General features: G+C 45.4%; 13 protein-coding genes and 1 pseudogene. 8 read left to right on the forward strand and 6 right to left on the reverse strand.

The annotated features are described in order from the left end of the window. Nucleotides 1-3 precede the first annotated feature (3 nt). The 3 genes from FJU30_RS09440 (at nucleotide 4) to FJU30_RS09450 (ending at nucleotide 4,862) form a co-directional block, all read left to right on the forward strand. Nucleotides 4-1,935, forward strand: a complete 1,932-nt coding sequence (locus tag FJU30_RS09440) for a DUF3696 domain-containing protein (protein ID WP_150434730.1) — start codon at nucleotides 4-6, stop codon at nucleotides 1,933-1,935. Beyond that, on the forward strand, nucleotides 1,922-2,950 hold the full coding sequence (locus FJU30_RS09445) for a hypothetical protein (RefSeq protein ID WP_150434731.1): 1,029 nt from the start codon (nucleotides 1,922-1,924) through the stop codon (nucleotides 2,948-2,950). The genes FJU30_RS09440 and FJU30_RS09445 overlap by 14 nt, the downstream gene beginning before the upstream one ends. Nucleotides 2,951-3,851: 901 nt before the next feature. Beyond that, entirely contained in the window at nucleotides 3,852-4,862 is a 1,011-nt protein-coding gene (locus FJU30_RS09450; protein ID WP_150434732.1) for an alpha/beta hydrolase family protein, read from the forward strand. Here FJU30_RS09450 and FJU30_RS09455 read toward each other — a convergent pair. Further along, nucleotides 4,840-5,469 (reverse strand): GNAT family N-acetyltransferase, encoded by a 630-nt coding sequence (locus FJU30_RS09455; RefSeq protein WP_150434733.1) that lies wholly within the window; start codon nucleotides 5,467-5,469, stop codon nucleotides 4,840-4,842. The genes FJU30_RS09450 and FJU30_RS09455 overlap by 23 nt on opposite strands. Before the next feature lie 422 nt (nucleotides 5,470-5,891). Here FJU30_RS09455 and FJU30_RS09460 point away from each other — a divergent pair. Then, nucleotides 5,892-6,032: pseudogene (locus FJU30_RS09460) on the forward strand (Arm DNA-binding domain-containing protein); the annotation flags it as partial. Nucleotides 6,033-6,174: 142 nt separating this feature from the next. Here FJU30_RS09460 and FJU30_RS09465 read toward each other — a convergent pair. The 4 genes from FJU30_RS09465 to FJU30_RS09480 all read right to left on the reverse strand — a co-directional run bounded on the left by FJU30_RS09465 (nucleotide 6,175) and on the right by FJU30_RS09480 (nucleotide 8,165). Then, nucleotides 6,175-7,137 (reverse strand): quinone oxidoreductase family protein, encoded by a 963-nt coding sequence (locus FJU30_RS09465; protein ID WP_150434734.1) that lies wholly within the window; start codon nucleotides 7,135-7,137, stop codon nucleotides 6,175-6,177. Continuing rightward, nucleotides 7,134-7,334 carry a hypothetical protein gene (locus FJU30_RS09470; protein ID WP_150434735.1) on the reverse strand — a complete coding sequence of 67 codons (201 nt, stop codon included), beginning with the start codon at nucleotides 7,332-7,334 and terminating at the stop codon, nucleotides 7,134-7,136. The genes FJU30_RS09465 and FJU30_RS09470 overlap by 4 nt, the downstream gene beginning before the upstream one ends. Further along, on the reverse strand, nucleotides 7,331-7,642 hold the full coding sequence (locus tag FJU30_RS27720; RefSeq protein ID WP_150434736.1) for a DUF3363 domain-containing protein: 312 nt from the start codon (nucleotides 7,640-7,642) through the stop codon (nucleotides 7,331-7,333). Before FJU30_RS27720 ends, FJU30_RS09470 begins: the two co-directional genes overlap by 4 nt. A 133-nt stretch (nucleotides 7,643-7,775) precedes the next feature. Further along, the gene (locus FJU30_RS09480; protein ID WP_150434737.1) at nucleotides 7,776-8,165 is read right to left on the reverse strand and encodes a RidA family protein; all 390 of its coding nucleotides are present in this window, start codon (nucleotides 8,163-8,165) and stop codon (nucleotides 7,776-7,778) included. 141 nt (nucleotides 8,166-8,306) lie between these two features. On the opposite strand from FJU30_RS09480, the gene FJU30_RS09485 reads away from it, so the two are divergent. Further along, nucleotides 8,307-9,227 carry a LysR family transcriptional regulator gene (locus tag FJU30_RS09485; protein ID WP_150434738.1) on the forward strand — a complete coding sequence of 307 codons (921 nt, stop codon included), beginning with the start codon at nucleotides 8,307-8,309 and terminating at the stop codon, nucleotides 9,225-9,227. Nucleotides 9,228-9,286: 59 nt separating this feature from the next. On the opposite strand, the gene FJU30_RS09490 is transcribed toward FJU30_RS09485, so the two are convergent. Continuing rightward, entirely contained in the window at nucleotides 9,287-9,517 is a 231-nt protein-coding gene (locus FJU30_RS09490; protein WP_449500873.1) for a DUF3363 domain-containing protein, read from the reverse strand. A 431-nt stretch (nucleotides 9,518-9,948) separates the two neighbouring features. Between FJU30_RS09490 and FJU30_RS27625 the strand changes: the two genes are divergently transcribed. From FJU30_RS27625 to FJU30_RS09510, 3 genes are all read left to right on the forward strand, one after another. Further along, nucleotides 9,949-10,086 carry an Arm DNA-binding domain-containing protein gene (locus FJU30_RS27625; protein ID WP_395858543.1) on the forward strand — a complete coding sequence of 46 codons (138 nt, stop codon included), beginning with the start codon at nucleotides 9,949-9,951 and terminating at the stop codon, nucleotides 10,084-10,086. A 438-nt stretch (nucleotides 10,087-10,524) separates the two neighbouring features. Beyond that, nucleotides 10,525-11,421: a protein-ADP-ribose hydrolase gene (locus tag FJU30_RS09505; RefSeq protein ID WP_150434740.1), complete on the forward strand. Its 897-nt coding sequence runs from the start codon at nucleotides 10,525-10,527 to the stop codon at nucleotides 11,419-11,421. Beyond that, entirely contained in the window at nucleotides 11,418-12,290 is an 873-nt protein-coding gene (locus tag FJU30_RS09510; RefSeq protein WP_191091565.1) for an SIR2 family NAD-dependent protein deacylase, read from the forward strand. Before FJU30_RS09505 ends, FJU30_RS09510 begins: the two co-directional genes overlap by 4 nt. Nucleotides 12,291-12,306: the final 16 nt, after the last annotated feature.

The following is a 12,306-nucleotide window of genomic DNA, read 5'->3' on the forward strand; positions in this document are numbered from 1 at the left end:
TATATGATTAATAATATATTAGTGAAGAATTTCAAGGCATTGAATACAAATGATGCTATAGATGTTAGCTCATGTCTGTTTTTATGTGGCCCTAATAGTAGCGGTAAAAGTTCTTTTATCCAAGCTTTACTAATGATTGCTCAAACATTTTCAGAGCAATTTATAAGCAACAGAATTGTTTTGAATGGTAATTTAACCAGACTTGGATCTTTTTCAGAATTAAAAAACCACAATACTAATGAAAATAATATTTTTATTTCGTTCGATTTATTCCCCGAACATAATAGTTCAATTCAGGAGGAATCATTAGATAAAATCACATTCGCTTTCTCGTTTGGGGAAATAAAACATAATACTCCAAATGATGATTACCATCCGGCAATCTCTGCATTAAAAATAATGGCTGTACAATACAGCGACTCTTCATCAACAGAAGAAAAAGTGATTCTTTCTATAAACTGGAATAAAAACATACAAAATGATTCAGAACTCGCTAATATAGAATTATCATCAAGGGATAATCTCAATTTAGAAAAGGTATTTCCCGACTTTAAATTTACCGACATTTCTGATTTTGAGGGAATATTGCCTGCAAAGTTAACATTAGAATACGACATCTCAAAAAAAATAAGCCAAGACCTAATACCATACATAATTGATGAACATAAATATTTTGTAAAAAAAACCATATCCTCCGAACAGGAAAAAATAGAATTATCTAATCTCTTAATCCCTAGAGAATTATCTAAGCTTATATTTAATAAGATTGAGAAAAAAATTCAAGAAATAAAGGAAAAAATAAATATTCCTCAAGAGATAATTGATTACAAAAGAAAAAATAAAAAATCATCATCCTTTATAGAATTAGAAAATTTCAAGGAGAGTTTTATCTCTATCAACTACCATCTAACCCCCGATGAAATCCCTACACATTTTCTAGAAACAAATATTCATATAAAGGAATGGCAATTTTTTGTTTCTAATCTTAGTGATAGTGTAAGACAACAACTAATAATTTTATTAGATGAGAATAGAGTTGAACTTCAAGAGTTGTGGTACTCATTATCAGATAAAAAAACCAGCTATGCTAAATACTCATTACCAATTCTTGAAAGAATACGAAAGGATATTACTTATTTCTTTTCAAAAAGCTTAAAATACCTCGGTCCTTTACGTAATGCACCTCAACCTGTCTATACAACAAACCAATATGATTTAGATAGTGTAGGTCTGAAAGGTGAATTTACAGCATCTATACTATACAGAAGGCAATCAGAAATCATTACTTATAACTCTCCAATTTTATATAATAAAAGTCAAAACATAAAATTCGAAGAAAAAGAGGAGAGTTTATATGATGCTTGTATATCGTGGCTATCATATTTAGGGGTGCTTGAAGATATTTCTATAAATGATAGAGGTAATCTTGGTTATGATCTACAAGTAAAGACGCCAGATGACAAAAAATTCCAAGACTTAACACATGTTGGTGTAGGAGTGAGCCAAGTATTACCAATCGTTGTGATTCTCCTTCTTTCGAAAAAGAACGACACGCTTATTTTTGAACAACCCGAATTACACTTACATCCAAAAATTCAATCAAGATTGTGCGATCTCTTCTTAGCAACCGCTATGTTAGGCCGACAGTGTATAATTGAAACACATAGTGAATATATGATTAATAGATTGCGCCTAAGAATTGCACAAGCGCCAGATGAACTATACATAAAAAAATACTCTCTTTACTTTATTAATAAAAATCAAGGTATCTCAGATTTTAAAAAAATAAGAATAAATAAATTCGGAGCAATTCCAGACTGGCCTGATGATTTTTTCGATCAAACAGAGAGAGAAATAGAAAGAATTTTTATTGCTGCTAGCCAAAAAAATAATAAAGAGAAAAATAAGAGGTTTGATAAAAATGCTAATTATTAACCTAGAATATCTTATTGCTCCATTGTTATGTAAACAGCAATGTATCGAAGATTTTGCAGACAACTTGAGAATAATATATGAAGTTATTGTTAATTCAGATCTAGAGATTGTACGAGAAGAGCGAATTATCGATAAAATGATTGCGGCACAATATTTCCCTTCCGAGCGGATATTTAAAAGTATCATTTCAAAAAACCCTGATACCATTTATAGTTCCCAAGACATAGTTAAATTATTAAATAGAGTTATTGGGCTATTAAATGATTACGATAATAATATAGATTCACATGAGATAGAATGGGGGAATCAATTTGTAACCCCACAATTGAAATATCTATCAAATGACAGAATGGAGCATTTCAAAAAATTATTCTACAAGGCATCATTTAGATTAATCTTAGAAAGGAAAGAGTTTTTTATTTTGTTCTCCCAAGAGTGCAATGAATTTAAAAATAGTAGAGATATACAAATAAAAACCATTATAAATGATATTTACCCTCCTATTAATCATTCGCTTCCAATTCCAATTGATAATTCACTTACATTATATAGTGACATCAGGAAGATTTTAGAAAATATAAAAACTCAAACTTTTTACAACAATGCAGATAATGCAAAAAAATTAAAACTAGCTTTTTATTGTGGTACTATTGAATATGCAAAAAAAAATAGGCTGAAAAATTATATTTGTTGGGATGATTTTGATGTAGGTGATGGTTTTTTGCAATCTCTTTCAAGAAACCAATGTGCCGGAAATCAACAATTTTCATCTGTACTTTTTAATACGGTTATTCGTATTCTTTATCGCGAAGCGGCAGATCTTGAAGTTAAGCCCTTTATGACGGCTAAAAACTCTGGTAAGCAAAGAATCTTTGAGGGGTTAAAAGCATATAGATGCCATATAACTAAGCACCACGAAGCACTAAGACTCATGTTTTGGGTTGACACCGAAAGTCAAAAAATAACTCTTGCCAACGTTGGTCCTAAAATGGAATTAATTATTTTAGAACCGTAAATTAATTTCAATGTTGCTTATTACTAAGTTAAGAAATTTTTTGCGAAAGCAGCAAAAATATTAGTTAAATAATATTCTCAACATATTAACCAGCGAGATAAAGAATTTCTTAGACTAAAACGATAATAATACAGCAGTAGGGATAGATAATCACTAACGTCAGTTATTGGCACTACAACTAATCCGATCATTTTATTACGGCCAAAACAACAACATGAAACGTGACAGATATCACATTTTAAAACAAAAATAACATTTGGGGCTTTAATGAGGGCCTCATTTTTGATTTTAAAAAATAAATACAATTAAATTCAATACGATAGACAAGAATTCGCATCCAGTCAGAGGAGCCAAATTTTAGTTTCATGACGTTGCTGTAAGTCCTGAAGCGTATAAAAAAAAGAAGTTATCTTTACCCGGTTATCCTGCAAAGGATTACCGGGTTTTTTGACATACATGGTTTGTGGGTTGAGGTGATTCTCTAATATGTTCTGTACCGAGGCGAGGTAGGGGTAAATCTGACAGTCGGCTCAGGGTGAAATATAGTCATTCATCCCCTGATAAATGACACGTTGAAGTGATTCAGGGTATAAACTTATTGATTACGAATATTGAGCGAGAATCACTTGATGATCGCCGCTTTTCTTTCGAATCCGTAAGTGCTCCACAGCACGCTAACAAATATCCAGGGCTTGCTATATTTCTTTCGAAGAGCGCGGAATACATAAGGGCGATGGCAGTAAAAGTACAGGCATGGTTGCGAGCCTTAGGAGCATCAATGACAATTTCCCGATACTCAGGGATATATTTTGTGGGTTAACATTTAAGGATACGGAATGTCGAAGTTAATTTATTATGTTGCAGTCTGCTGATGGGTATATCGCCTCGCAGGATCATGATGATGAAATATCTTACCTCTTTTTTTGTCGTAGCCATCATTTTATCCGCTTTTTCCTTCATTCGTTTATCTGATTTTGACCTTTCTGGTTATGGGCGGCAGCGGATCATATCATTTAAGCATCATCAGGATGTTTTGCAGGGTACGCTGATTCTTCCACCTGATAGAGTTTATCCGCCAGTTGTACTTATAATTCATGGTGATGGCGCTCAGGATCGATGGTCAGGAGATGGATACATTCCTCTGGTTAAGTTCCTGGTTGAGCAGGGAATAGCCGTTTTTTCATGGGATAAACCCGGCGTAGGAACAAGTACCGGTAACTGGCTGGCACAGACAATGCCTGACCGTGCAGAGGAAGCTGCTCTCGCGTTAAAAAAACTGAAAGAACAACCTGAACTGAAAAGAAGTCGCGCAGGATACCTTGGGTTTTCCCAGGCTGGCTGGGTCGTGCCGCATGCAGGTCAACTGGCTACACCCGATTTTGTTGTGCTGGCCGGTGCGGCGATAAACTGGCGAAATCAGGGAATATATTATACGGGTCAACGGCTTAAATCTGAAGGGTTCACCGCTGTTAATATTCAGAATGCTCAAAGAATTGAAGCAGAGACTTTCGACAGGCAGTTTACGGAAGAGGCGGCTGCGCGTCCTTGCTTGTCTCGCTGTACCCGGCAGGACTTCGAACGCAGGAATTCTCGAGCAGATGCGACAAAAAATATCTCAGAGATGCATACACCGGTATTGATCCTGATGGGAGAGAATGATCGAAATGTGGATCCTGATGAAACAATAACTGTCTGGGCCAGAACATTACCCGTGGACACCCCCCGTTGTATCCGGCTGGTTGCCAATGCGACCCACGGCCTCCTGCGCAGCAAATGGTTTAATTACCAACTCCCCTCTCAGCTACCCCTGTGGAAACAGGGTGTATTTCTGTTGTCCGGGAAATATGCATATTCACCCGGAGCACTCGATGCTATTTCACTCTGGATACTTAATCAGGAATGTGTTCACTGAACTGCATCCGTACTGCTTGCCGAAAGCCAAATAGCGGGGCGGAAAAAATGAATTTTTTTCGCCCTATTTCGTAAAAACCATTACGTTCATAAAGTCTTCGCGCTCTTTCATTATCTGCAATCACATCAAGAATAACTTTTTTCCCCTGAGCACGGGCCATGTTTTTGATATGGCATAGTAGCATCTGCCCAATCCCCATACCTCGTACAGGTTCATTTACACAGATACTTTCTATCATTATTTCATCTTCAGTTGGCTTATAATCCAACTGACTCATTATCAACGCGCGTACTATCCCTCCTGGGATACCGTATTCTTCACAGAAGGTGGCAAGTGTCGGATTGACAAAAGATTGCCCACTATTTTTTATCGCTGCGAAACCAGCAAGCTGCCCGGTGGAATCAATTGCGCAGATAGCCTGTTCAGAAACGATACAACGCTCCAGGAATTGCAGCGTCTTCTCTTCAGATCCAAGAATGAAACGTAATTTTTTGGAAAAAGCTTTCCAGAAGAGGCTTAGCGTCGGACAGAGTAGACCGGGGGGGATCCCCCTCACAATAGAAACGGTCAATTGATTGGTTGACTGAAAGATAACCTTATCAGACATGACGGCATCCCCTTCAAATATGGCGTTAACGATTACCACACTGTCTCGTTTCTCAAAGGATTTTCCAGTTCACCGTTGATTGACGCTTTATGATATTAGTCATGTTCGCTATGCATAAGCCAATTATCTTATTACAGGTCAGCACAAGACAAACATCACATTTCAAAACAGCAATAACGTTTGGGGCCTTTAATGAGGGCCTCATTTCAACTTTAAAAATTCAATAAGATACGTGGAACGCAGCATCCAGTCAGGGAGCCATTTTCCTGTTTTCATGCATCTTTGTAAATTCCTATTTGTACATTGATTCAATGGGTTATCGTAAAAATCCTTCCCGATGCGCTTCTGGTTTTCCCTTTGCATCGGGAAAAGTAGTGGTCAGATTTGGGGTCAGGTCGGTTCGATGACGGAGTGACCCCCATATGCCCCTTTCCAACGCACAAATTCGCAGCCTCAAGGCAAAATCCAAACCCCGCAAAGTAGCCGATTCTCATGGCCTGTACCTTCTGGTCAATCCCGGCGGTTCACGTCTCCGGTATCTCAAATATCGTATCCACGTAAAAATAGCCGTGAGCCTGATGCTGACCGTGCCATCAAACGCAGTCTTGTCAGTGAAGTCTGGAACGCCAGTGGTGGTTCTGCTGGCGCCAGAAGTAGCGCCACGATGGTGTATCTGATGCAGACTGATTGCCCACAGACGGCGAATTAGCCGCAGACCAGAACGACACGTCCGAGCGTGGGATTACCTTCGACATATGCATGGGCCTGTGCCGCATCGGCAAGCGGAAAGGTCCGATCTATGAGCACCTCAAGTCTCCCATCGGCTGCCTGCTCCAGCATCCGGGAAACCGTCTGATGAACTTCGGGCTTTTCAAGCTGCGTTCCCATGAATACGCCGAACAACGACTGATTCGCCTGAAGCGCGGGCCACAGCTCAACCTGCAGCGTCGGTCCGCCGGCGTTGCCGACGAATACCAGGCGCCCCTCCGGACGCAACATCCCCAGAGAATCCTGCATGGTTGTTCCCACCGGGTCCACAACAAGGTCGACACCTCGGTTCTCGGTCAAGCGCATGACCGTCTCCACCATATCACCCCCCCAACGGTCGATTGCATGGTCCAATCCAAGTGCCGCTAAGTGTTTGCCTCTTTCCACGCCGGATACCGTCCCGAGCACTGTTGCACCAGCCTGATGTGCGAGCTGTACGGCGGCGCTTCCCACGCCACCGGCCGCCGCCTGGATCAGGACGGTTTCGCCACGCTTCAAATCGCCGCGCGCGAAGAGGCAGTGATGCGCGGTTCCGTATGCGATCGGTAATGCTGCTGCGATCGCCATGTCGAGACCCTTCGGTACCCGCCAGGTCTTGCTCGCGGCTACGGCGCGCAATTCAGCATGCGAGCCTGACACATCGAAGCTCGTGACCTTCTGACCTGCCTTACGGTCGTGAACATCGCAGCCCACTGAAACGATCTCGCCTGCCGCCGCATAGCCGACGACGTAGCCAGGATAAGGCGGCGGCGATGACGCGCGGTTGATCAGGTCTCCTCTTTCCAGCGCGACAGTCTCTACCCGAATGACAACACCGTTGGGCGGACAGACTGGGTCGGGAACATCCGTATAATGAAGGACATCCGGTGATCCGGGGTGATCGTAGACAACTGCTTTCATCGCTTTCCTCGGCCGAACTGATTCAGGATTCCGAGTAGCGCGGCGTGATCGGACTTGCATTGCCGGCGCAGATCTTTGAGCTGTTCGGGATTGGATGACAATCCCTCGATGGTTAGCTCGTCGGCTTGCCTGGGCGTTTCAGATTGCCCATAGACGGCCAGCGCCACGGATGGCAGGAGCGGGATCGCCTTCTTCATGGTTTGGATTCCTCCGGATGATTACGAAAATTTCCTGGCGCTGGCCTGATGATTTCGGGTGACTCAATGGCCTGCGCACGATCGATGAAGCGTGCCAGCATCTCCGATGCCGGCGCGGCGATGTTCTTGTCGACCACGCGCACGTCGGCCGATCCTTTCACCTCCGGCACGGCTCCGATCGGATAGCTCGCCAGCTCGTTATGGGCGTTGAGCGCGACGTAGTGGGCCTTGCCGTTCAGGCGTTCGATCGGCACCCGGTCATCGTCACCGGCGGCGCGCTGCAAGGTGCGATATCCAGGCTCGTTCACCGCTCTTGCTCCACCTCATATTAGAGACTTTCCCCTCCGTCATGCGTTTTCGTTGATGTCACCAGACCGTAATGATCACAGTCCGTGCGGGCTGCCCTGTTGAATTTTCGACTGATCGAAAGATCCGTAACGCTTAGGGCAGCCTGGCAATCACCTTAATCTCAAACTGGAATCCGTAAAGCCACGTCACGCCGATCCCGGTTAAAGTGGGGTAGGGGGCTTCCCCCCAATATTCCGGCAGGATACTCCAGATAGCTTCGAGGTTTGACTCAGGATCGACGACAAAGAGGGTTACATCAACTACGTCATCGAATGTGCAACCCGCAGCCGCAAGAACAGCATTAAGGTTATCGAATGCCAGCCTGACCTGCGCTTTTAGATCGTGTTCAGGCGACCCATCCTCGCGGCTACCAACCTGCCCCGAAACAAACAAGAAGCCGTTGGATTTGATGGCCGGTGAATACCGATTGCGCGCATAGAGCGCCTGCCGACCGAAGGGAAAAACTGCTTCGCGTGTTGTCATGTTTGTACCTTTGCAATGGGGCGAAATCTGCCCAATGAACAAAAAGACACTTTACAGGTGTTAGATCGGGTGGATAAACAAGCGACTTTGTCCTTCATTGTTTGTAAAATCCAAACAATCCGTAAAAAGAAAGGATAAGGAATGGATCGTTTCGATGCGATGCACGCTTTTGCGCGTGTGGTGGAGGCAGGTAGCTTCACAAAGGCTGCCCAAACGCTTCATATGAGCAAAACCACGGTGACGCAACTCATTCAGCAGTTGGAAGCGCGCCTGCGCGTCAAGTTGCTCCATCGCACCACCCGCAAGCTCAGCGTCACTCCCGAGGGAGCGGCCTACTACGAGCGCGTCATCCGCCTCCTGGCGGACATGGACGATGCTGAAACCAGCCTGTCCAGCGCGTCGATTACGCCCAGGGGACGGTTACGGGTGGATGTGCCCAGTCCGCTGGCCCGCCTGGTCATAGTGCCGGCGCTACCGGCCTTCCACATGCGCTACCCGGATATCCAGTTCGACATGGGCGTGAGCGACCGGGTGGTGGATCTGATCGGCGACAACGTGGATTGCGTCTTGCGCGGTGGCGAAATCAACGACCAGTCCCTGATCGCGCGCCATGTCGGCGATTTGCAAATCGGCGCCTACGTCGCACCGAGTTATGTGGAACGCCTTGGCGCGCCTGCGCATCCGCGAGAGCTGGAAAACACCGACCATCGCATCGTGGGATTCTTGTCCTCACGCACCGGTAAGATTGCGCCTCTGGCACTGCACCGAGAGAGTGAACATATTGAAATCAAGGGCAGCTATGTGCTCGCTGTGGATGATGGCAATGCTTACCTCGAAGCGGGGTTAGCTGGGTTAGGCGTGATTGCGCTGCCAATCTATATGGCGGCAGCACATCAGGCTTGTGGCGCCTTGATTCCGTTATTTGAACAATGGCGTATTAATCCCATTCCCCTGTACCTGGCATTTCCGCCGAACCGCCATGTCAGCGCCAAACTGCGCGTTTTTATTGATTGGATCATTGAATTGATGCAGCAGCATGCCCCGAATTCCAACAATAAGTAACTGCATCCCAGCCGCTGATTCGCTCCTGGAACGGTATCAGTCGCTATGCAACCGACCTGTTAAATCGAAACGCCACGCTGCCGTCCGATTTCCCACGACATCCCATCACCGCGCACCGTCGCAGCCATCTGCTGGCCTAATCGTTGCACGATCACCGGCTTCCACGGCACCAGACTGAATCCCAAGCCATCGTCCAGCATCGCGTAACGCCCGCTGGCGAGCATGACGCTGCGGCGGTAGACGCCGGTCACGCGCTGACTATCCGTTACAGGATATAACCTTAGCAACAATCACCATAGGCAGTGAGAACACTCAAATTAGTTTTATGTCACCATCGCCGGCTGGTGATCATTCTGGTGGTCTTGACAGAAAGAAATTTCCCACTTAGCTTATTTATTAGCCAATTACTGGCAAAGGCGATCCCGGTCAGGGAACCATTCTCCCGTTTTCATGCATCCTTACGAATCCCTGGTTATATATTTATTCAACCGGTTAGCGTGAAAAATCGTCCCGATGTATTTCTGGTTTTCCCTCTGCATCGGGAAAAATGGTGGTCAAATTTGGGGCTTTCCGGTTCGATAGCGGCAATGACCCGCTTATGGCCTACCTTAACGACACGAAAATCCGCAACTTAAAGCTTTGCGTAACTCCCATAACATTATTCGATTGAAGCTTTGTATCTCCACGTTAAACCTACTGGTTCACGTCTCTGGTACTTCAGATACTATTTCGATGGCAAAGAGACCGCATTGCATTGGGCTCTTATCCGTTAATCAGTCTATCGGAGGCGCGCCAGAAACGTGATGTACTCCGCAAACTGCTGGTACAGAATATTTCCCTCTCGGCGTGGTTAAAGTGACGCACTGGACTGGCGCAGTGATTGAAAATTGAAATTCTGGTTCAGGATTGCTCACGCAGCAGCAAGGAGCAAGGCCGCTATCTTTGCAGGCCGCAGTTAATAAAGGTTAGAGGCTGATAATTAGCAGGTCCGGCAGCGTTAAGCTATGCCGATAAACCATTGTGTGTACGTATGGCCCCGATCGCGATGCGGTTCGGCAGTTTTCAGCGCGATTACTCTCCCAGGTGTTAAATGCAGGCAAAGCGACTGAATCCGGAAAGACAATCAATAAAAAAATTACACGTTAATAATCATGGCATTAACATTATTTTTCACAAACCATCTTAAGCTAACAAAATGGTAAGTACTTACAAATAGAAAGTAATGTATTTACTATGATGCCAGTGCTGCTTCTGGTTGTGGCGTGTTGGGTTAGAAAAAGGTTTTCAGAGGTTATTGATGAGTCTTGCATTGAGCCACTATCGCAAAAAAATCGCGCTGGATGAGCCATTCAACATTGAGGCGGTTTTGTCCGAAGCAGAATTCAGCGCGGCTTTGAAGAAACTGCTGCACTATTTATCCAGTGAGACGGGCGCATTCCCGGCATCACCGGCGCATTCAGATCTCGGTAATTTACGGGCACTCTTGACGAGCCGGGGCCCAGCGCCTTTGCCCGCAGAATATCTGACATTGAGTGACGCGTTGCTGCAAACGTTGCAATCCCGACGCGTTCTGACAAAGGCGCTTGAATTGCCCACCCTTGCCGAGCGGCTGGCACAAACCGATTACCCTGCTGCCGCAACCTGTTCGTTGTGGCGTGGCGATATCACCAGGCTGGACATCGACGGTATTGTGAATGCGGCGAATGAAAAACTTCTTGGATGTTTTATTCCCTTTCATGCCTGTATCGATAATGCCATTCACTGGCAGGCCGGTCCCCGACTTCGAACAGACTGCGACATCATCATGCAGGCTCAGCACCAGGAAGACGAAAAAACCGGGGAGGCGAAGATCACTCGCGGATATAACCTGCCGGCAAAATACGTTTTGCATACGGTTGGCCCGGTTGGCCCGGTGGTCAGAGGTGTGCTGACAGCCTGGCACCGTTCTGCCCTGGCAAAATGCTATCTGTCATGCCTCGAATTAGCCGCACAGGCGGGCCTGAAATCCATTGCGTTTTGCGCGATTTCAACCGGCGTCTTTGGTTTTCCGCGCCAGCCGGCAGCGGAGATAGCAATTCAAACGGTTGCTCGCTGGCTGGCAGAACATCCCGGCTATCTTGAACGCGTGGTCTTCAACGTTTTCAGCGCTGAAGACGAACATATTTATCAGAAGCTTTTGGAGACGTATCCATGAACAAAACAACTCTGGCCGACGTCTCGTCCCTGATTGCTGATAGCCAGCATATACTCATCACGGCCGGTGCCGGGATGTCAGCCGCCGCAGGGTTCGATTATGGTGAAAATGATCGCTATAAAGAGCTCTTTCCGGCTTTTGCGCGTAAGGGATTCACCGCCCGCTATCAGGCAATTGGCTATCGGGGCTGGACTCCGGCGGAATTCTGGGCCTATTGGGCGATACACGTGGAAGATATACGGTTCGGTGAAAGAAACGATACGGTCTACCGTCAACTGCTTGCGTTAACCGAGCATGCCGACACCTTTGTCTATACTTCAAATGTGGATCAGCTTTTTTCACGCAATGGATTCAGTCGTGACAAATTGTATACCCCGCAAGGCGATTATGGTTATCTGCAATGCGCCAGAGCATGCCAGGACGTTGTATGGGACAGTGATCCTGTCATAAAAACACTGTTGCGGAATATGGATCCCACCACTCAGACCATTACGAAACCTGACGTCATCCCGCACTGCCCAAACTGCGGCGGTGAGGTTTTCCTGAATGTTCGTATCGATCAGTATTTTGTGGAAAGCCCGTATCGTGAAGAGCTGGCGCGTTTTTCTGCCTGGATTGAGACGCTCGTTGAGCAGCCCTTTTTGATTATCGAAATTGGTGCCGGATTTAATACCCCCTCGGTGATCCGCTGGCCAGGTGAGCGTTTAGTACAGGGAACGCGTCACGGCAAGCTGTTACGTATCAATAAAGATTATCCGCAGGTGCCTGATGAAATTAGCAACAGAGCACAAGGCATTAATGAGAATGCGGCCGAAGTGATTAACCAGCTTTATGAATATAGACAAATGAATAAAACTGTTTTGTCTTAATGGACTGCTGAGTCCG

Source organism: Affinibrenneria salicis (genome assembly GCF_008710095.1).

Bases quoted from the DNA above. Each gene is read 5' to 3' on its own strand.
- FJU30_RS09505 (WP_150434740.1), top strand. From the start codon at position 10,525: ATGAGTCTTGCATTGAGCCACTATCGCAAAAAAATCGCGCTGGATGAG.
- FJU30_RS09470 (WP_150434735.1), bottom strand. From the start codon at position 7,334: ATGAAGAAGGCGATCCCGCTCCTGCCATCCGTGGCGCTGGCCGTCTAT.
- FJU30_RS09480 (WP_150434737.1), bottom strand. From the start codon at position 8,165: ATGACAACACGCGAAGCAGTTTTTCCCTTCGGTCGGCAGGCGCTCTAT.
- FJU30_RS09445 (WP_150434731.1), top strand. From the start codon at position 1,922: ATGCTAATTATTAACCTAGAATATCTTATTGCTCCATTGTTATGTAAA.
- FJU30_RS09450 (WP_150434732.1), top strand. From the start codon at position 3,852: ATGAAATATCTTACCTCTTTTTTTGTCGTAGCCATCATTTTATCCGCT.
- FJU30_RS09485 (WP_150434738.1), top strand. From the start codon at position 8,307: ATGGATCGTTTCGATGCGATGCACGCTTTTGCGCGTGTGGTGGAGGCA.
- FJU30_RS09465 (WP_150434734.1), bottom strand. From the start codon at position 7,137: ATGAAAGCAGTTGTCTACGATCACCCCGGATCACCGGATGTCCTTCAT.
- FJU30_RS09440 (WP_150434730.1), top strand. From the start codon at position 4: ATGATTAATAATATATTAGTGAAGAATTTCAAGGCATTGAATACAAAT.
- FJU30_RS09455 (WP_150434733.1), bottom strand. From the start codon at position 5,469: ATGTCTGATAAGGTTATCTTTCAGTCAACCAATCAATTGACCGTTTCT.
- FJU30_RS09510 (WP_191091565.1), top strand. From the start codon at position 11,418: ATGAACAAAACAACTCTGGCCGACGTCTCGTCCCTGATTGCTGATAGC.